This window comes from Sphingobium sp., assembly GCF_033795625.1.
Taxonomy (GTDB): Bacteria; Pseudomonadota; Alphaproteobacteria; order Sphingomonadales; family Sphingomonadaceae; genus Sphingobium.
Window position 1 is genome coordinate 16,969 of the sequence record NZ_JARYGI010000022.1, and the last position, 19,710, is coordinate 36,678.

The 19,710-nt window shown below is 60.9% G+C and carries 18 protein-coding genes and 2 tRNA genes; 11 read left to right on the top strand and 9 right to left on the bottom strand.

Annotated features, from left to right (window positions below; all coding sequences use genetic code 11):
- Positions 1–47: 47 nt before the first annotated feature.
- The 7 genes from glp to QHC67_RS11960 are packed head-to-tail and all read right to left on the bottom strand — an operon-like array spanning position 48 to position 7,597.
- Positions 48–1,223: a gephyrin-like molybdotransferase Glp gene (glp, locus tag QHC67_RS11930; RefSeq protein WP_319294598.1), complete on the bottom strand. Its 1,176-nt coding sequence runs from the start codon at positions 1,221–1,223 to the stop codon at positions 48–50.
- Positions 1,220–1,708, bottom strand: a complete 489-nt coding sequence (gene moaC, locus QHC67_RS11935; protein WP_319294600.1) for a cyclic pyranopterin monophosphate synthase MoaC — start codon at positions 1,706–1,708, stop codon at positions 1,220–1,222. Before moaC ends, glp begins: the two co-directional genes overlap by 4 nt.
- Complete coding sequence (gene trpC / locus QHC67_RS11940) at positions 1,705–2,493, bottom strand: indole-3-glycerol phosphate synthase TrpC (RefSeq protein WP_319294602.1); 789 nt, start codon at positions 2,491–2,493, stop codon at positions 1,705–1,707. The genes moaC and trpC overlap by 4 nt, the downstream gene beginning before the upstream one ends.
- Positions 2,490–3,482, bottom strand: a complete 993-nt coding sequence (gene trpD / locus QHC67_RS11945; RefSeq protein WP_319294604.1) for an anthranilate phosphoribosyltransferase — start codon at positions 3,480–3,482, stop codon at positions 2,490–2,492. Before trpD ends, trpC begins: the two co-directional genes overlap by 4 nt.
- A gap of 51 nt (positions 3,483–3,533) precedes the next feature.
- Entirely contained in the window at positions 3,534–4,118 is a 585-nt protein-coding gene (locus tag QHC67_RS11950; RefSeq protein WP_319294606.1) for an aminodeoxychorismate/anthranilate synthase component II, read from the bottom strand.
- A gap of 6 nt (positions 4,119–4,124) precedes the next feature.
- A complete protein-coding gene (gene trpE / locus QHC67_RS11955; protein ID WP_319294664.1) occupies positions 4,125–5,639 on the bottom strand; it encodes an anthranilate synthase component I in 1,515 nt (504 codons plus the stop codon).
- 5 nt (positions 5,640–5,644) lie between these two features.
- A complete protein-coding gene (locus QHC67_RS11960) occupies positions 5,645–7,597 on the bottom strand; it encodes a SurA N-terminal domain-containing protein (RefSeq protein WP_319294608.1) in 1,953 nt (650 codons plus the stop codon).
- A gap of 161 nt (positions 7,598–7,758) precedes the next feature.
- Here QHC67_RS11960 and tpiA point away from each other — a divergent pair, with 161 nt between their 5' ends.
- The 6 genes from tpiA to QHC67_RS11990 all read left to right on the top strand — a co-directional run bounded on the left by tpiA (position 7,759) and on the right by QHC67_RS11990 (position 14,060).
- Positions 7,759–8,499, top strand: coding sequence for a triose-phosphate isomerase (gene tpiA / locus QHC67_RS11965; protein WP_319294610.1), 741 nt, complete (start codon positions 7,759–7,761; stop codon positions 8,497–8,499).
- Between the two features lie 87 nt (positions 8,500–8,586).
- Entirely contained in the window at positions 8,587–8,985 is a 399-nt protein-coding gene (secG, locus tag QHC67_RS11970; RefSeq protein WP_319294666.1) for a preprotein translocase subunit SecG, read from the top strand.
- Between the two features lie 105 nt (positions 8,986–9,090).
- The gene (locus QHC67_RS11975; RefSeq protein ID WP_319294612.1) at positions 9,091–10,725 is read left to right on the top strand and encodes a CTP synthase; all 1,635 of its coding nucleotides are present in this window, start codon (positions 9,091–9,093) and stop codon (positions 10,723–10,725) included.
- A gap of 54 nt (positions 10,726–10,779) precedes the next feature.
- Positions 10,780–11,457, top strand: a complete 678-nt coding sequence (locus QHC67_RS11980) for a Crp/Fnr family transcriptional regulator (protein WP_319294613.1) — start codon at positions 10,780–10,782, stop codon at positions 11,455–11,457.
- A gap of 58 nt (positions 11,458–11,515) precedes the next feature.
- Positions 11,516–11,590 (top strand) — tRNA-Val (locus QHC67_RS11985).
- A gap of 217 nt (positions 11,591–11,807) precedes the next feature.
- Positions 11,808–14,060 (top strand): DPP IV N-terminal domain-containing protein, encoded by a 2,253-nt coding sequence (locus QHC67_RS11990; protein ID WP_413818530.1) that lies wholly within the window; start codon positions 11,808–11,810, stop codon positions 14,058–14,060.
- Positions 14,061–14,072: 12 nt separating this feature from the next.
- Here the strand turns inward: QHC67_RS11990 and QHC67_RS11995 are convergent, their stop codons facing one another.
- Positions 14,073–14,765 (bottom strand): methyltransferase domain-containing protein, encoded by a 693-nt coding sequence (locus QHC67_RS11995; protein ID WP_413818531.1) that lies wholly within the window; start codon positions 14,763–14,765, stop codon positions 14,073–14,075.
- 16 nt (positions 14,766–14,781) lie between these two features.
- Positions 14,782–14,871 (bottom strand) — tRNA-Ser (locus QHC67_RS12000).
- Positions 14,872–15,005: 134 nt separating this feature from the next.
- Between QHC67_RS12000 and QHC67_RS12005 the strand changes: the two genes are divergently transcribed.
- Genes QHC67_RS12005 through QHC67_RS12025 form a run of 5 tightly spaced genes read left to right on the top strand, consistent with a single transcriptional unit; the run spans position 15,006 to position 19,706 of the window.
- A complete protein-coding gene (locus QHC67_RS12005; RefSeq protein WP_319294670.1) occupies positions 15,006–16,043 on the top strand; it encodes a lytic murein transglycosylase in 1,038 nt (345 codons plus the stop codon).
- Positions 16,027–16,905 carry a septal ring lytic transglycosylase RlpA family protein gene (locus QHC67_RS12010; protein ID WP_319294616.1) on the top strand — a complete coding sequence of 293 codons (879 nt, stop codon included), beginning with the start codon at positions 16,027–16,029 and terminating at the stop codon, positions 16,903–16,905. The genes QHC67_RS12005 and QHC67_RS12010 overlap by 17 nt, the downstream gene beginning before the upstream one ends.
- A 28-nt stretch (positions 16,906–16,933) precedes the next feature.
- Positions 16,934–18,097 (top strand): D-alanyl-D-alanine carboxypeptidase family protein, encoded by a 1,164-nt coding sequence (locus QHC67_RS12015; RefSeq protein ID WP_319294618.1) that lies wholly within the window; start codon positions 16,934–16,936, stop codon positions 18,095–18,097.
- Complete coding sequence (tmk, locus tag QHC67_RS12020) at positions 18,097–18,726, top strand: dTMP kinase (protein ID WP_319294620.1); 630 nt, start codon at positions 18,097–18,099, stop codon at positions 18,724–18,726. The genes QHC67_RS12015 and tmk overlap by 1 nt, the downstream gene beginning before the upstream one ends.
- Positions 18,723–19,706: an AAA family ATPase gene (locus tag QHC67_RS12025; RefSeq protein WP_319294622.1), complete on the top strand. Its 984-nt coding sequence runs from the start codon at positions 18,723–18,725 to the stop codon at positions 19,704–19,706. Before tmk ends, QHC67_RS12025 begins: the two co-directional genes overlap by 4 nt.
- The last annotated feature ends 4 nt before the right edge of the window (positions 19,707–19,710 follow it).

Consider the following 19,710-nt stretch of genomic DNA (forward strand, 5'->3'; position numbering starts at 1 on the left):
ATAGGAAACGCAACGTGTCACGTCAAGAGATCTGCACCGCTTTCTGCTTAAAGTGGCAATATCGTCACCAAGCTATCGCGCGCCGCAAACTCCGAGCCCGCCGGACGCACGATCAGGCAATTTGCGTCGGCCAAGGCGCGCGTGGCCGCGCTGTCCTGAGCCGTGAGCGCCACTGCTCCCTCTGGCGTCATTCGGGCTCGGAGATAATCATCTCGCTCTCCCGTAGGTCCAAGGTCGCGCGCTAAGGGCGCGGAGCTGAAACGGGGCAGAGGCGTGGGGCTACCGCACAGGTGCGATATCAGCGGTTTGACGAACAGGGTGGCGGTCACGAAAGCAGAGACCGGATTGCCGGGAAGCCCTAGGAAGATCGCTCCATCTAATGTTCCGGCCATCAGTGGCTTGCCAGGACGCATCCTGATCTTCCAAAAGTCCAGAGTTCCGCCAGCTGCTGCAAAGGCGGGCCGGACCAGGTCATGATCACCGACAGAGGCGCCCCCGGTCGATATGATGAGGTCGAAGTGGCGTACTGAATCGAATGCCGCTTTCATCGCGTCCAGGTCGTCCGCTATTATGCCTACGTCGCTGATTTCGCAGGGGAGCTGCTGAAGCATCGCCGCCAGCATGACGCTGTTGGACGAAGGTAGTTTCCCGACCGGAATAGGCGCGCCTGGTGCTACGAGTTCGTTACCGGTGGAAAGGATCGCTATTCGGGGCCTGCGGTGGACGGGGAGGGTGCCGTGCCCTGCCAAGGCAGCAAGGCCGAGTTGAGCGGGGCCGAGCTGGCTGCCAGCCCTCAACAGCACCTCACCGTCTTTGAAATCGGAACCTTGAGGACGAAGGTGAAGCCCAGGCTTGAGGAGGTTTCCAGTCGTGCATCTTACGAGATCGGCGTCTCGTTCGGCATTTTCCTGAATGAGTATTGCGTCGGCACCGACTGGAACAGGGGCCCCCGTAAAGATGCGCGCCGCTTGGCCGGGGGCGAGCGGCTGCGGCACTGGTCCGCCCGCGGCGCTTTCCTGAGTAACGCGCCACGGTCCACTTCCGGCCTGCACAGCATAGCCATCCATCGCCGAGAGATCGGTAAACGGCTGGTCCCGCAAGGCCATTACATCCGAGGCCAGCCAGCGACCGTTGCAATGAAGCAGGGGCGCATCTTCCCTCGGCAGGGGCTTGGCTAGCGCGAGCAGCCGGGCCTGTGCTTCTTCGACCGGCATGAGGCTCATGTGGATGCCTTGCGATCCGGTGCTTGCCAGTCACCGGACTTGCCGCCGGTCTTGGAAACCAGCGAGATACTATGGATCGTCATAGACTTATCCATTGCCTTTGCCATGTCATATACGGTGAGCAAGGCGACCGATACGGCGGTGAGTGCCTCCATCTCGACCCCTGTCGGGGCAGCCGTCCGGGCAGTCGCGGTTACCATGATTCCTGCTTCATCAAGGTCAAAGTTCACCGTGACAGCGCTTAGAGGAAGCGGGTGACATAGGGGAATGAGGTCGGCGGTTTTCTTGGCTGCCATTATGCCGGCAACGCGCGCGACAGCGAGGACATCACCTTTCTTTACAAGGCCTTGCGCGATGGCATTGGCAGCTTCTCTGCTCATGTCGATGCGGCCAGATGCGATTGCCTCCCGCACTGATGTCGCTTTGCTGGACACGTCTACCATGCGTGCCGAGCCGGCCTCATCTAGATGCGTCAGCTTGTTCATGCCGCGAGCAAGGCCCGAGTGGCAGCTTCCACGTCATCCTGCCGCATCAGCGCCTCGCCAATGAGGAAGCAGCGGACGCCGCGTGCAGCCATGGCGTCAAGATCGGCTCGGCTCGTAAGGCCGCTTTCAGCAATGAAAGTGCAGCCTTCTGGAGCTTGGCTCACCAGCTCATAGGTCCGAGCAAAATCCACGGAGAAATCACGCAGATCGCGATTGTTGACGCCGATCAATCGCGACTTAAGTTTCATTGCACGCTCTAGTTCCAAGGCGTCATGGACTTCGACCAGCGCGTCCATCCCCAGATTCAGCGCCGCATCTTCAATGTCTGCCATCTGGGCATCGTCGAGGGCGGCAGCAATGATCAGTATGGCGTCGGCTCCGATGGAGCGGCTCTCAAGCACCTGCCAGGGATCCACCATGAAGTCCTTGCGCAAAACGGGAAGCGCGCAGGCCGAGCGGGCGGCCATCAGATAATCCTCATGCCCCTGAAAATACGGCGCGTCGGTAAGTACCGAGAGGCAAGCTGCACCGCCCGCCTCATAGGCGACTGCGTGAGCTTCGGGATTGAAATCGGCCCGGATCAAGCCCTTCGAGGGGCTGGCTTTTTTGATTTCCGCAATCAAGCCATAGCCATCGCGCGCAGCGGCATCCAGAGCAGCGCGGAAACCCCTGGGGGCGCTTTGTTCGGCGGCACGGGCGTCCAGGGTCGCCACCGTCATCTCAGCTTTGCGAGCGGCGACTTCCTGACGCTTCGTGGCGCAGATCTCGACAAGTTTGTTGGTCATGAATAGGCAATCCAGCAGTTCAGCAGGGTATTGGCCAGCCCCTTGTCTATGGCTTCGGCCGCCTCGTCCACCCCTGAGCGCAGGTCCGTGACGGCGCCTGCGACGACAAGCGCCGCAGCGGAGTTAAACAACACGGCGTCCCGGTAGGCTCCCGCTGTGCCATTCAAAAGGCTCCGCAACGCTGCGGCATTGTGCTCGGCATCTCCACCCCGGATGGCATCGATAGCGTGAAGCGGTAGACCGGCATCGGCAGGCGACCAGCGCCGCATAGTGATAAGACCCTCGGCTGCGACATCTGCAATGTCGTTGCCACCCGCGATGGAGAGCTCATCCAAGCCCTCATCGCCCGACACTATGAAAGCTTGCTTCGTCCCCAGCATGGCCAGTGCTTCGGCATAGATCGGTACATAGTCGGGTCGTGCGATTCCTATGAGCTGACGGCGGACGCCTGCGGGGTTGGCGAGCGGGCCCATCAGGTTGAAGATCGTGCGGCGGTTCAGTGCCTTCCGTATGGGGGCCAGCCGCTTCAGCGCCGGATGATGATCTTGCGCGAATAGGAAGCAGATGCCCAAGTCGGCCAAGGAACGTTCAGCGATGTCGGCCGCACGGGCAAGATCGAGCCCAAGGGCTTCCAGTGTATCGGCGGCTCCGGATTTTGACGAAGCGGCTCGGTTGCCGTGCTTGGCTACCGGAACATCGCAGGCCGCTACTACCAGAGAGACGGCTGTGGAGACATTAAGCGTGTGATGGCCGTCTCCGCCTGTCCCGCAAACGTCTATTGCATCTGTGGGCGCTGTGATCCTGATCATGCGATCACGCAGGGCTTGTGCGGCGGCGGCAATCTCCGTCGATGTTTCTCCGCGATCGCTCATCACGATCAGGAAGTGAGCGACGTCCTCATCGGAGGCCCTGCCGTCGAGCAGAATAGCGAATGCATCGGCCGCGGTCGCAAGATCAAGCGGGAGGGAAGGGTCAGGGAGCAGGGACATGGTTGCTCCCTTAGACGGTGCGTGGAAAATATGTCGAGCGATAACCTGGAATCAGGCGCGCTCTTTCACCTTCATGCCTGCAGCAGTCATGAAATTGGCGAGCATCGCATGCCCATGTTCGGTGGCGATGCTTTCAGGGTGGAACTGAACGCTGTGAATGGGGAGGTCGCGATGCCGAAAACCCATGACGGAGCCGTCATCGCTCGTAGCGTTGACGATCAACACTTCCGGAATATCCTCGACGATCAGCGAATGATATCGGGTTGCAGTGAAGGGAGAAGGCAGATCCCGGAACAGCCCTGTGCCGTCGTGGGTGATGGGCGAAGTCTTGCCGTGCATCAACCCGCCCCGCACGACACGGCCTCCGAAATATTGGCCAATCGATTGATGGCCGAGGCATACGCCGAGAAGCGGCTTGCCGGCGTCGGCACATGCCGCGACGATATCGAGGCTGATCCCCGCTTCGTTCGGGGTGCATGGGCCGGGAGAGAGCAGGAACGCTTCTGCGCCGGATGATAGAGCCTGCCCGGCGGACATGGCGTCGTTGCGGACGACTTCGACCTCAGCCCCGAGTTCCATCAGGTAATGGACGAGGTTCCAGGTGAAACTGTCATAATTGTCGATAACTAGGATCATGGCGCCTTACTGCCCGAAACCCGCTTCTCGCGCAATCTGGACGGCTTCCCGTGCGGCAGCGACAAGAGCGCGACTCTTCGCTTCGCATTCGCGCTGCTCATAGTCCGGTTCACTATCCGCCACGATCCCCGCGCCTGCCTGAACGTGCATCAAGCCATCCTTTAGAACGGCAGTCCGCAGTACGATGCAGCTATCCATATTGCCATCGGGGCTGAAATATCCAACGCCGCCAGCATAAGCTCCACGTGTTTCAGGTTCCAACTCGGCGATGATTTCGCAAGCGCGGATCTTCGGCGCTCCACTTACAGTGCCGGCAGGGAACCCGGCAAACAGGGCGTCGAGCGCGTCCTTGCCGGGAGCAATCTGGCCCACGACATTGGAGACGACATGCATGACATGGCTGTAGAACTCCACGCCGTAGCTGTCCGTCACTGCCACCGTACCGGCCTGCGCCACCCGCCCGACATCGTTGCGGCCCAGGTCAAGCAGCATGAGATGCTCGGCGCGTTCTTTGGGATCGGCAAGCAGGCTGTCGCGATTGGCGGCATCCTCGGTAGCCGTTTTTCCGCGTGGCCGCGTGCCTGCGATCGGGCGGATGGTAACTTCGCCATCGCGGGCGCGCACGAGTATTTCAGGGCTTGAGCCAATCAGCGCAAAGCCGGGCAGATCGAGATAATAAAGGAACGGCGAGGGATTGATCCGCCGCAACGCGCGATAAAGTGCGATGGGCGGTAGCGTAAACGGGGCGGTGAAGCGCTGGGCCAGCACCACCTGGAAAATATCGCCTGCGACGATGTAGTCCTTCGCGGCAAGCACCATCTCCCGATACCGACCCTCCGGCAGCACTGGCTGAACAACAACGTCCGGCAGGTCGGCCACTCGTTCGATGCTGGGCACTGGGCCAGCAAGGCGAGCCGCGGCGGCGTCGATCCGTTCATGTGCGGCGGCGATGGCCTTTTCCGGGTCAGTAAAGCTACCCTTCCAGACTGGCGCGACCAGATATAGTTCGTCTGCCAGTCGATCGAAGATCAAGATGACCGTCGGCCGCACGAACAGCATGTCAGGAACATCGACTGGGTTCGGCGACGGGCGGGGGAGTTTCTCCACCAAGCCGATCGTCTCATAGCCAAAATAGCCGACTAGACAGGCCAAGGCCGAAGGCAAAGCGGGGTCCATCGATGCTTTGCATTCCTCCACCAGCGCGCGCAACGAAACCAGCGCGCCCGCTCCGGCAGGGGCGAACGCATCGCGGTCGGTCTGCCACTGGCGGTTGATCTCCGCTTTATCGCCCATCGCGCGGAACACGATGTCGGGCGCCAGACCGATCAGGCTGTGGCGGCCACGGACAGCGCCCCCTTCCACCGATTCCAGCAGGAAGTCACCGCGATCGGATTCGAACAATTTAAGCGCCGCGGAAATAGGTGTGTCTGTGTCTGCAATTTGCCGGCGCCATACGAGGGCGGAGCGGCCCTCTTCCAGAGCCTGCCGTGCTAATACGTCGCCTTCCGCTCCTGCCTTCATGGAGATCAAGGCGTCACGCCATTGGCGGCACGCAGGGCCTGCTTGACCTTGGCGATTGCCGCAGTGTCACGCTTCACACCCAGTTCCTTCTCCATGGAACGTTCGAACTGATCGGCATATTCTCCGCCAGTGACTTGCGAAAGCTGTGTGCGGACGTTCTCGACCAGTGCCGGCTGCTTGGCGGCATCGGCGCGCTGAATCTGATCGAGCTGGACGATGAACGTGCCTTGATCGTTAGGGATCGACAGCGTCTTCACGCTCTTGGGCGCCATGGAGAACAGCAACGCTATTTCCGCTGGAGGACGCTGCTGGCCGCGCATCAGGTCGGCACGGCGGCCGGCGACGCGTTGCGGCGCGGGCAGGGGAACCCCCGCCGACTTGAGGGCGTCTTCGAGAGACATGCCCTTTGCCACCTTGGCGCGAATCTGCTCGGCAACCGCTTTCGCTTTTGCAGCGCCCTGGCTCTGTGCCAAATTGCTTACGACCAGGCTGCGTATCTTGGCCAAAGGCGGCGGAGCGGCGGGAATGATCTCGCTGACATCAAGCAGAGCATAGCGCTGATTGGGAACCACCGGCACAAGCTGCGCATCATCGTCAGCGGTCATGTCGAACCCCGCCTTCAACAGCGGCTGGAGGTCGGCAGTTGGTTTGAACGTGGGGTCCTGCACATTCTGCCCTGTAGAAATTACGGGTGGCGAGGTCTCCACGGAAAGGCCATTGTCCTTGGCGATTTCGTCAAAGGTGGCGCCTTCGGCAACCTGGTCCTCGATCTTGCCGGTGAAGTCGCTGATCAACTGCGCGACTTTCTGGCTTTTCAGCGCGGTGACGATTTCAGAACGGACTTGAGCGAGGCTACGCTCCGGCACCACGTTGATGGCCGTCACGCGGAGCACCTGCCAACCAAGCGCCGTGCGAATTGGCCCCACCACATCACCCTGCTTGCCCACCAACACGTCCTGAGCCACGGCTGCATTGCCCTCGCGGGTAAGCGTTTCACGTGTTTGCCTGGAGAGAGTCGCAACCGCCAGACCAGCAGCCTGCGCTGCCGCGGTCATCGATTTGCCCGCTTCTACATCGGCAGCGATCGTCTTTGCCGCAGCCTCGGTTGGGAGGACAAGACGTTCGAGATCGCGAGTCTCACTGCGCGCGTACTTTGGTTTGTTCTGATTGTAGAAGGCCGCAATTTCCGCATCCGTCGGATTGGCGGCTCCAGCGAAGCGAGTGGCATCGATGACCGCGTAACGCAGGCGGCGCTGCTCGGGGATTGTGTAGCGTTCCGCGTTCTTGCTATAGAAATCCTGAAGTTGCGCCTGAGACGGAGGTGTCTTGGGCGCAAAGGCGGCGGCTGGAATTGCGGCTATGCGGCCCGCACGGGCTTCCAGAAGCAGTGAAGCGTAAGGGAGAACGAGGCTGTCGCCCAATCGCACCCCAAGGTTGGCTGGGCCGATGAGTTGCTTGCCGATCAGGTCACGGCTGATGTCGTCACGTAATGTCTGCTCATTCACGCCTTCCCGAGCCAGCAGTTGGCGGAACAGGTCTTCACTGAACTTGCCGGATGCATCCTGGAAAGCAGGGATGGCGGCGATCTGGCCGTCGATCATCCGCTTGGACACGCTCATGCCTTGCTTGTCGGCATAGGCGCTGACGGTAAGGCCGGCGATCAGCTGATCGTAGACCTGCTCCACGGCGCCCTTGGCCAGAAACTCGTTGATCTGGAGACCGGGGTTGCTGCGTCGCTCCTGTTCGAAAATGCGCTGCGTACGTGCTTGCAGGTCGGCAACAGAAAGCTTCTCACCGCCCACCTTGGCAGCTGTGCCGCCTCCGCCACCGATCGAACCCAGACCGCCAGTATTGGTGATGTCCCCCGCTGCGAAGGCGAATGCTATGATCGCGAGGAAGGCCAGCGCGATGAACGCGCCAATTCTGGAGCCAAGGAATTTACGGAAAAAACTGAGCATAAGGGTCCGGAACCGTTGGCCTGAGACGAGATGTTCGCCGCTTTAGGGTCGAATCCTGCTGCTGTCGAGTGCAGCTGCGTGGCGGCCACAGGCTGGACAATATGCTTTCAACCGCTATCGCTGCGCCGCAACATCCCATTTCGTGCAGGAGATCAGGGGCAATGGTTAGACGCAAGCTGGTGGTTGGAAATTGGAAAATGAACGGTTTGCGGGCACATCTGCCGCAAGTTGCCGCCATTGGAGCGGAAGCGGCATCTCATCCCCAAGTGGAAGTCGGCTTGTGCGTACCAGCGACGCTGATCAGCATGGCGGCTGAGGCGCGCGGTGGCGCGTTCATCGGTGGTCAGGACTGTCATGCCAAGACGAGCGGCGCACATACCGGTTGCCTGTCCGCCCAAATGCTTAAGGAAGCTGGCGCGACCTGGGCGATCGTCGGCCATAGCGAGCGGCGGGCGGATCATGGCGAGACGGATGCCGATGTTGCGAGCAAAGCCCTTGCTGCGCATGCTGCGGGGCTCAAGGTGATCCTGTGTGTGGGGGAAAGCCTGGAAATACGCGACAGCGGGGAGGCCGTGCCCTTCGTTCTGGCGCAGCTGGAAGCCTCACTGCCCGAGGGAGCGGCGGCCGAATGGCTGTCCATCGCCTATGAGCCAGTATGGTGCATCGGCACGGGTAGGATTCCGACGATGGATCAGATTGCCGAGATGCATAGCGCCATTCGTGCCGCGCTCATCAAGCGGCTGGGCAAGGATGGCAATGCCATGCGCATTCTTTATGGCGGATCGGTGAACGCCGCCAACGCTGCCGAGGTGTTCACAGTCGCTGATGTCGATGGCGGACTTGTGGGTGGCGCGAGCCTGAAGGTGGAAAGCTTCGGCCCGATCATCGCTGCGGCGGCATAGGAACATTGGGAGTGGCAGGTTGAACCCAGGACCCAATCTCGCTATGTGCCCGGCAACATACATCATCCCGGACAGCCTAGTCGCATGATCTTTACCTTTCTCCTCGTCGTGCAGGCGATCATCGCGGCAGCGCTGGTCACTGTGATTCTGATGCAGCGTTCCGAAGGCGGCGGCCTGGGCGTCGGCGGCAGTCCTTCGGGACTGATGTCGGCGCGTGGTGCGGCTAACTTCCTGACGCGGGCGACGACGATCCTTGCGACTCTGTTCGTGGGTCTGAGTGTGGTGCTGGCGGTGATCGCTTCGGTTCAGCATGCGCCGAGCAGCATCGATACGTCGCTGGCGAAGACGGCTCCGGCCGCTCCCGCCAGCAACAGCGCGCCGCCCTTGGCCGGTGGCGATCCGCTGGCCGGCGCCGCGCAGTCGATCGGCAACGCCGCTGCGCCTGCCGCTCAAGCTGGCAACGAGACGGTTCCGCTCGCCAACTAAGCTTCGCGTTTCGCGCCTCCCACTTTCCGCTCGAAACTATTTTTGCGGGCGTGCGGATTCGCGCGCTTGCCCAACTCGTTTGTAAAAGGCTAAGCCTCTCATCCCATGGCGCGGTATATATTCATAACCGGCGGCGTGGTCTCCTCGCTTGGTAAGGGCCTCATGGCCGCCAGCCTCGCAGCGCTGCTGCAGGCACGAGGATATCGCGTGCGAATCCGCAAGTTCGATCCCTATCTGAATGTCGATCCGGGTACGATGTCGCCCTACCAGCACGGCGAAGTCTATGTGACGGACGACGGGGCGGAAACCGATCTCGATCTGGGCCATTATGAGCGGTTCACTGGTGTTCCCAGCCGCCAGTCGGACAATGTAACTCAAGGCCGCGTGTATCAGACGATCATCACCAAGGAGCGGCGCGGCGATTATCTCGGTGCGACGGTGCAGGTGATCCCGCACGTCACGGACGAGATAAAGGCATTCGCGCTAGCGGATACCGACGGGATCGACTTCGTGCTGTGCGAGATCGGTGGCACCGTTGGCGATATCGAGAGCCTGCCGTTCATGGAGGCGATTCGGCAGCTTCACAACGATCTTGGCCGCGGCAACTCGATCTTCGTCCACGTGACGCTCGTGCCCTACATTGCCGCTGCAGGTGAATTGAAGACGAAGCCGACGCAGCACAGTGTCAGGGAACTGACGTCGCTCGGCATCCAGCCTGACATTCTCCTGTGCCGCTGCGAACAGCCGCTGCCCGATAGTGAGCGCGCCAAGATCGCGTTGTTCTGCAACGTTCGGAAGGAAGCCGTGATTCCCGCGCTTGATGCGACAAGCATCTATTCGGTCCCGACTCAATATCACGCCGAGGGCCTGGACGAGGAAGTGCTTCGAGCCTTTGGCGTCGAGGACGCGAGATTGCCGGTGCTGGATCGGTGGTTCGACATCATGGACCGCCATGCCAATCCGGAGGGCGAAGTCACCATCGGCGTCGTCGGCAAGTATGTCGGCCTGCCCGACGCCTACAAATCCTTGCACGAAGCACTGGTGCACGGCGGGCTGCACAATCGTGTGAAGGTGCACATCCGCTGGATCGACGCGGAACTGTTCGAGAAAGAGGACAGCAGCGTTACGGCGGCGCTGGAGCCAATGCACGGCATCCTGGTTCCCGGTGGCTTCGGTGTGCGGGGGAGCGAGGGCAAGATCGCAAGCGTGCGCTTTGCTCGCGAGCGTCGCGTGCCTTTCTTCGGTATCTGCCTTGGCATGCAAATGGCGTGCATCGAAGGTGCCCGCAACACGGCCGGCATCGAGAATGCGTCCACCACGGAGTTCGGCGAAACAAGCGAGCCGGTGGTAGGCTTGATTACGGAATGGATGGGCGCGGAAGGGCTGCAGAAGCGCCAACATGGCGGCGATCTGGGCGGCACGATGCGGCTTGGGGCCTATCCGGCGAAACTCAGCGGCAATAGTGTCGTCGCTGGCATCTATCAGGCCGAAGAGATCAGCGAGCGGCATCGCCATCGCTATGAAGTGAATGCGGGCTATCGTGAGCCGCTGGAGAAGGGCGGGCTGATCTTCTCGGGAATGTCGCCGGACGGCACATTGCCGGAAATCGTCGAGCGGCCGGATCATCCCTGGTTCGTGGGGGTACAATTCCATCCCGAGTTGAAGTCCAAGCCCTTCGATCCGCACCCCTTGTTCGCAAGCTTTATCGAGGCTGCGGTTAAGCAGAGCCGGCTGGTCTGACGCGCACTTGGATTCCGGCGTCCCGCAAAGCATAAGCGTCTGAGGGAGTATCGCATGGACATCACCGCATTGTACGCCAAGATGCCGGAGCATAGCCTGCTGCGCTCGCTGGGCCCGGAAGACCTGGGGCATTTGCTGGCGGATGCACGCGAACATAAGGCCAAAAAGGCTGAAGTGTTTCTGCAGCAGGGGGATAAGGGCGATTTCCTGATCATCCTGCTGGAGGGGCAGGCGCGCGTCACCGTCTATTCTGCCAATGGCCGCGAGATCGTTCTGGAATATGCGACGGCTGGAACCGTGCTGGGCGAGATCGCGCTGATCGATGGCGGGGTCCGCAGCGCCAGCGTGATCGCCATGGGACCCGTCCGCTATCTCACATTGGCGCGGCCGGTGTTCGAGCGTGTGATCGCGGCCAATCATGGAATTGCATTGCGATTGATGCGTGAACTGGCGATGCGTCTGCGGCTCGCCAATGAAACGATCGAGACGGATCGTGCTTATGGCGCAGCGCCGCGCCTGGCGCGCTTCCTGCTCCGGCTGCTTAAGAATAGCGAGACGAACGTCATTACCCTGAGCCAGACCGAACTGGCTATGTTCGCCGGGATCAGTCGGGAGAATATCAACCGGCAACTCGCGCTCTGGGCTCAGGCGGGGATAGTCGAACTGGAGCATGGTAAGATCGGCGTGATCGATATTGATCCGCTCGAAGAAATTGCCGACGCCATGGAGTGAACGCGCTGCGCCTGCTTGACAGCCGCGCGAGGCGATGCCAATGCGCGGCTCCCTCCGGGGGCGCGTAGCTCAGTGGTAGAGCACACCCTTCACACGGGTGGGGTCGCAAGTTCAATCCTTGCCGCGCCCACCATTTTTCGCCCCGCAGTGCGGTAGCGAGTTTGCCGTTTTAGTGCGCACTTTCGATCTTTGCGCTCACCACATTCAGCGCCAGCATGTGGCTTGGCGCTACACCTTTCGCGCGTTGTGTCCGGCAGTCACCTCGGCAAACCTTCGCGCCATCTTGCGCTTCCATGCGCCGGAGAGACGCTTTAGGGTCGAGCATCATAATACAAGAAGGACAATGGCATATGCCTCCTAAAGGCGTGATTGGTAAACTTTTAGGTGCGGCGGCATTGCTTGCGATCACGGCTTCTCCTGCCATGGCGCAGTCGGTCGCTCCCAAGCCTCTCACCCTAGAGCGTGTCTTTGCAAGTCCTGACCTCTCCGGGCCTCAACCTCGCGCTCTGAAGCTTTCGCCGGATGGAAAGCTGGTGACTTTGCTCAAGCCCCGTCAGGAAGAGAAGGAGCGCTATGACCTGTGGGCGATCGACACCAGTTCGGGCGCGGAACGCATGCTGGTGGATTCCCGGAAAGTGGGTAGCGGCGCAGCGCTCAGCGAAGCCGAGAAGATGCAGCGCGAGCGTGCGCGCATAGGCGACAGCAAAGGTATTGTCGCCTATGACTGGGCGCCTGATGGCAAGCACATCATGGTTCCTCTGGACGGCGATCTGTTTCTCGCCGGCCTCGACGGACGTGTGACGCGTCTCACCGATACGCCGCAAGGGGAGCTAAATCCCACGGTCAGCCCGGCCGGCGCCTATGTGTCCTTCGTGCGCGACGGCAACCTGTTCGTCACCGATGCAAATGGGGGCGGCGAGAGGCAACTCACCAAAGGCGCTTCGGAGACAGTCAGTTGGGGCGTCGCCGAGTTCGTCGCTCAGGAGGAGATGGACCGCACTACAGGGCATTGGTGGGCTCCGGGAGACCGCTACATCGCCGTGGCCCGGATCGATGAAACGCCGGTGGCAGTCGTCACACGTGCGGCTATCGGTGCGGACGGCACCAGCGTTTATGCGCAACGTTATCCAAAGGCCGGTACGTCCAATGCGCTGATCGATCTGTATGTTATGAAGCCTGACGGATCGGGGCAGGTGAAGGTCGATCTTGGCACAGAACCCGACATTTACCTCGCCCGCGTAAATTGGTCGAAGAGCGGCGATACGCTTTACGTTCAGCGGGAAAGCCGCGACCAGAAGCGGCTCGACCTGCTAGCTGTCGATCCGGCTACCGGCAAATCGACGGTACTCCTGACTGAACGCGCCAAGACGTGGATCAATCTCCATTCCAACTTCCGCGCGCTGGCGGATGGCGGGTTCCTGTGGTGGTCGGAGCGCTCGGGCCACGGCCATCTTTATCATGTGAAAGCGGGTAAATGGACGACGCTTACCGAGGGGCCCTGGGAAGTGCGACAAGTCGTCGGCGTCGATGAGGGCAGGGGCCTCGTCTATTTCACAGGCAATCGCGATACGCCGCTGGAAGACCAACTTTACAGTGCATCTTTGAAGGGCGGAAAGCGCCCTGCTGCCCCCCGCCAGCTCACCGCCAGCGGCTGGTGGAACGAAGCGGTGATGGACAACAACGGCAGCCGGATCATCGTCAGCCGCAGCAACAGCGACAATCCCAGGCAAGTCTATCTGGCGGATGCGGCCGGGACCCGGCTGCGCTGGCTTTCCGAAAATGCGCTGAACGCCACGCATCCTTACGGCCCTTATCTGGCGAGCCATGCGACGACGACCTTCGGCACCCTGAAGGCCGAAGATGGATCGACGCTCCATACCAAGATCATGACTCCGCCGCTGGAGCCGGGCAAACGCTACCCGGTGTTCATGATCCATTATGGCGGTCCGGGTGCGGGGCGTCAGGTGACCAACCAGTGGGGCGGGGCGCTCAACCAGTATCTCGTCCAGCAAGGCTGGATCGTCTACGCAGTCGATAATCGCGGCACGCCGGATCGCGGCAAGGCCTTCGAAGACCAGATCTACAAGGCAATGGGCACCGTAGAGGTCGAGGATCAGCTTGCCGGTGCGAAGTGGCTGAAGGCGCAACCGTTCGTCGATCCGGCCCGCATCGCGACCTACGGCTGGTCCTATGGCGGCTATATGACGCTGAAGCTGCTGCAGAAGTCGCCGGGCACGTTCATGGCCGGCATTGCTGGCGCACCGGTTACGAAATGGGAGCTGTACGACACTCACTATACAGAGCGCTATCTGGGTGATCCCAAAGCCAAGGACAGTGCTTATCCTGCCTCAGGCGCGCTGGAAGAAACCGATGCATTAAAAGATCCGCTGTTGCTGATCCATGGCATGTCCGATGACAATGTCGTCTTCGATAATTCAACGGCGTTGATGGCAAAGATGCAGGGAGAGGCGGTGCCGTTCGAGACGATGGTATATCCCGGTCAGACGCATCGCGTTTCCGGGCCTAAAGTCTCGGTACACTTGTGGCGCACGATGCTCGATTTTCTGGATCGCCATGAGCCGAAGGCAAAGGAAGCTCAATAATTCGGCAGTGGCTCAGCGAATGGCGATGAGCGATTTACTGAGGCCAGCGACCTTCTCCCGTGCGATCCTCGCATCGGGAAATAGCGCGGCCATCTGGCGTGCCGTCAGGAGATTGACGGTCTGGACGTTAAGCATGGCATCATCAAAGCTGGCTTCTGGCCCGCGGAACCCCAGCTTACGCTTCGTGAGGATACTGGCGCGCATGGATTCGGGCAGCCAGTGGAAAAACAGCGTCCGATAATGCGGTTCCAGCGGAAAGCCGTAATTCGGCGTCTGTACGAAATAATGCGGCGCGAGGCGCTGGATCTCTTTCGCCATTGCGGTGATTTCCGCCCAGTGGCCGACATGCTCGATGACGCTGTTGGAATGAACCACATCGAAGCTGCCATCGGCATGATCGAAAAGATTGCAGGCGTCACCACCGCGCAGTTGATATGGCGGATCGTCCCGCGCCTCCGCACCAATGTTGACGATGGTGATGTCCAGCGGAAGGTGCTGCCAGAGATCCCTGACACCTTCCCAATACGCCCGCGTCCCGCCGATATCGAGCAGCCTAATGGTGTCTTTGCCGGGCGCGATGCGGTTCAGCACATCTAGCAGCATGTGAAAGCGCTTACGGCGGAACCGGTTCACGTTCGCAGTCGGAGAGGGCACCCCTTCAATGGATGTGACACCCGCACGCTTCGACCTGTCTTCGGATATCATGGACTGCCCCGCTTGCTGGCGGACAGGGTGGGATTCGAACCCACGGTGAGCTTGCACCCACGGCGGTTTTCAAGACCGCTGCCTTAAACCACTCGGCCACCTGTCCGTTGGGGCGCTATTAGCTGTCCCTTGGATTATTCCAAGGTATATTTTCGATGAGACGAGCAACGCAAAAGCTATAAGGGATTCACGCAAGCGGCGTACTGTGCGACACTCACCGAGCGAAAGGCGAAACCCATGATGAAATCTGCCATTCTGGCGGCCACGCTCCTGATGAGCGCGACCTCGCCTGATGTTGCGACAGCACCGCCAGCTTTTCAGCAACCCATTGACGGCTTCCAGACCTATTTGGCAAGCTTGCGGGGGAAAGCGCACGCCCTTGGCATCAGCGATGCGACGATGGACCGGACGTTTCCTACTCTGACGGTCAATCCGCGCGTCATTACCCTAGATCAATCTCAGCCGGGAGGGAGCTTCGATTCGCCCATTCCCGCATTTGAGCCTTATCGCAAGCAGCATGTCGATGCGGCCCGCATCAACCGTGGCCGGATAGCATATCAGAACAACCGGGCGCGGCTTGCCCGTATCGAGCGCGAGACCGGTGTGCCGGAGGCTATCATGGTCGCGATCTACGGTCATGAGACGAACTACGGATCGTACACGGGAGATTTCGACCTGCTTCGTTCCTTAGCTACTCTTGCCTATGAAGGACGGCGACGGGCATTGTTCGAGCCGGAGTTCCTCGCGACGCTCAAGATGCTGGACAATGGCGTCTCGCGCTCGCAACTCGTGGGGAGCTGGGCAGGCGCCACCGGATACCCGCAATTCCTGCCTTCTGTGTACCTTCGGGTCGCAAAGGATGGCGACGGCGACGGACGTGCCGATATCTGGTCGAGCGAGGCAGACGCTCTTGCATCGATCGCCAATTACTTCGTGGATGCGGGTTGGCGGAGAGGCACGCCTTGGGGAGTTCCCGCCGTTGTGTCGGCAGGTTTCGACCGTGCAGGCATTGCGAACCGTACCAATGCGCCTCGATGCCCTCGCGTCATGGAAAGGCATAGCCGTTGGCTGACCATGGCGGAATGGCGCAGGCGCGGCGTCGTGCCGCAAGGTCTCGCCACCCTCCGGGATAACGATCTGGCCACGCTGATCGAACCGGACGGTCCGGGAAAGACTGCTTATCTTCTGACGGGCAATTACAGGGTGATCCTCGATTATAACTGTTCCAACTTCTACGCTTTGTCGGTGGGATTGCTCGCGGATGCCGTGGCGGGTTAGGCCCGTCGCCACTGGCGGAGCGCTGATGCTGATGCTCGGGTCCTGCGGAATGATCGACGGACAGCGAGACGGCCGCTTCAGAGCGGGATCAACGCCACTGACGTCGCGTGGGGTATCGGACCTGCCCATCAAGATCGGAGCACCTTACACCATAGGCGGCGTGACATACACGCCGGCAGATGTCCGCAACTATCGGGCTCTGGGCTATGCAAGTTGGTACGGCGAGGAACTGAATGGCAATCGCACGGCCAATGGCGAACGCTTCGAGCCGTCCGCCGTAAGCGCTGCGCATCGCACCCTGCCGCTCCCAAGTTACATCGAAGTGACGGCATTGACCACCGGCCGGACGATCCTGGTCCGCGTCAATGACCGCGGGCCGTTTACTCAGGCCCGCGAACTTGATCTGTCGCGAGGAGCCGCTGAACAGCTTGGCATACTCGGAGGCGGCGCGGTTCCCGTTCGCGTGAGGCGTGTAGAGCCAGCCGAAGCCGAACGCGCTGTGCTGCGGTCTGGCCGGCGGCTGGCGGAGCGCGCCACCGAAGGCAAGACATCGCTCGCCCAGTTGCGCGGAGAACTTGGCATACGTCCTCAACCTGCGTCCTACACCGCGGCTCCGGTTCTACCGGAGTTGGGATTGTATACGGTACAGATCGCTTCCTTCACCTCAAAGGATCGAGCCGAAGCGCTGGCCGCGCGAGTCGGCGCGAATATCAGGTTCGCGGGATCCGCATGGCGCGTGGCCTTTGGCCCCTACACTAGCGCAGGCGAAGCTCACGCAGGCGTGAGCTATGCCGCATCCAAGGGGTTCCGTGATGCCATCATTATAGCTAATGACGATGTAGCCGAGACGTCAGCATATTGAAGCTGTCGATCCGATATCGAGAGTCCAGATGATAAAAAGCTTTGCCGTTATCCTGTTACTGCCGCTTCTGGCGCAGCCTCTTGCAGCCGAAGCGCCGCCTTACACCAGCGCTGCGCCAATCGCGTTCATGAAGGATCTCTCATCAGGCGCTGTCTTATATGCGAAGGGTGCGGATCAGCGGATGCCGCCAGCCTCGATGGCCAAGATGATGACTGCCCATGTGGCATTTCGCCTGATTCAGCAGGGCGAGTTGAAGTTGGACACCAAGTTCACTGTCCGGCCAGAGACCTGGCAAAAATGGCATGGCCCCGCGGCGGGATCGACCATGTTCCTTTCCCCGGGCGAGCAGGTATCGGTCGAGAACCTGTTGCATGGCATAGTTACTTTGTCGGGCAACGATGCCTGCGTCGTACTGGCGGAAGGGATCGCGGGAACCGAGCAGGCGTTCGTTGCTCTGATGAATCAGGAGGCCAAGCGCATGGGCCTCAACAGCAGCCACTTTGGCAACAGCAATGGCTGGCCCGACGAAGGCGTCACTTACGTCACGGCGCGTGATCTTGCCCGGCTCGCCGAGGGCACGGTTCAGGAGACGCCGGACTTATATAAGAGATTCTACGCCACCACCTCTTTCACATGGGGTAAGACGATGGGTGGCAACGCCATCACTCAAGGAAACCGGAACCCTATTCTCGGCCGCATAGCTGGAGCCGATGGTCTGAAGACGGGGCATACCGATGAGGCAGGCTATGGCTTTACAGGTTCGGCGGATCAGGGCGGACGGCGGCTGGTCATGGTCGTTGCGGGCCTGGACAGCTTCAATAGCCGCATCCAGGAGTCAGTTAGCTTCATGGACTGGGGTTTTCGCGCATGGAAAGCGCAGCCTTTGTTCAAGAAGGGCGCAGTGGTGGAGACTGCGGCTGTGCAATTAGGCAGTGCCCGCTCCGTTGGCCTGATGGCTCCACGTAACCTGGCAGTCACGTTGCCGCGGACGGCCTCCAGCAATATCCAGGTAAAGGTGGTCTATAATGGCCCGATCAAGGCTCCGATCGCCAAGGGGCAGGAAATCGCACAACTGATCGTCACGACGCCTGACACCGGCGCGCAGACGATGCCCTTGGTCGCTGCCGAAGCCGTTGCGGAAGCAGGTATTTTCGGTCGGTTGTGGAATGGCCTGAATTCGTTCTTCGGATAATGGCATCGGGTCGGTTCATCAGTCTTGAAGGCGGAGAGGGTGCGGGTAAGTCGACTCAGGTCAAGGCTTTGGCCGAAGCCTTGCGGGCCAGGGGTGCAACAGTCGTCGAGACGCGGGAACCCGGGGGCAGCCCTGGAGCCGAGACCATTCGCGACCTCCTGCTCACCGGCGCTGTCGATCGCTGGACTCCGCGGGCGGAGGCGCTGCTGTTTGCCGCTGCTCGCGCCGATCATGTCGCACGGGTCATACGTCCGGCGGTCGAGAGTGGCGCATGGGTGATCGCCGACCGTTTCCTGGACAGTAGCCGCGCCTATCAGGGCGGCGCGAGCGGGATCACTGACGACGACATATTGAGCCTCCATCGCATCGGCAGTGGAGACTTCCTGCCGGACCGCACGCTCGTTCTCGCCGTGCCAGAGGATATTGCCGAGGCTCGCACCGCTGCGCGTGACGGTGACCGGCCGGATCGCATTGGAGGACGGGACCGCGAATATCACCGCGGGGTCGCCAGGTCCTTTGCCCGGTTCGCAGAGCAGTCTCCCGAACGATTTAGGATGATCGACGCAAGCGGCGACGCAAGTGCCGTCACCAGCCTGCTCCTACAGGCGTTGACCGACTTGCTGCCATGACGTCACTTTTGGGCCACGACGACCAAGCCTTTGCGCTTATGGAGGCAGCCCGGAGCGGGCGCATGCACCATGGCTGGATGCTTGCCGGCCCACGTGGAGTGGGGAAGGCGAGCTTTGCCCGTGCAGCGGCCAGGCGATTGCTGGCGGAAGCAGCCGGGGCAGAGCAGGACGGCGGTACGCTGGATTGGGCTACGGTTGACCATCCCACTACACGGCTGTTCGATGCGGGTACGCATCCGGATTATGCGGAACTGGTGCGGCTGGAGAAGGACAACGGCGATCTGGCCCGCAACATCAGCGTCGATCAGGTGCGTGGACTTCAACGGCTGTTAGGTGCCGTACCGTCGCTTTCCGCCCGTCGGATCATCGTGATCGACAGCGCCGATGATATGGAACGAGGCGCAGCCAACGCACTGTTGAAGAACCTGGAGGAGCCCCCTGCAGGCACCTTGTTCCTCCTTGTGACTCATGCACCAGCGCGTCTGCTGCCGACCATTCGGTCCCGCTGCCGAGTCCTGCGTTTCGCCCCGCTCGATGACAGCGCAGTAAAGACTATCCTGCAACGGCATTTGCCAGGCGTCAGCCCCGACGAACTTGATGCTTTGACGCGGGCCGGAGAAGGATCACCAGGGCGGGCATTAGGTTTTGCAGGTCTAGATCTTGGCGAAATCGAAAAGGCCTTACGGGCGATCGCTTCCGATGGAGATCCCACCAACCGACAGCGTCTGGCCCTAGCCAGGCGTTTGGCTGGCAAGGCAGCGCGGCCTCGCTACGAAGCCTTTCTGGAGCGCGCAACTGCCTTTCTCGCCGCCGCCGCACGGGAGCGAGAAGGACAAGCCTTGAAATCCACGCTGACAGCGTGGGAGCAGGCGAAGCACCTCGCATCCGGAGCGATAATCCTTTCTCTCGATCCAGCCACGGTGGTTTTCGAGTTGTGCAGCCATGTCGCGACCCTCGCGGACATTCGCCGCGCGGCCTAATCTG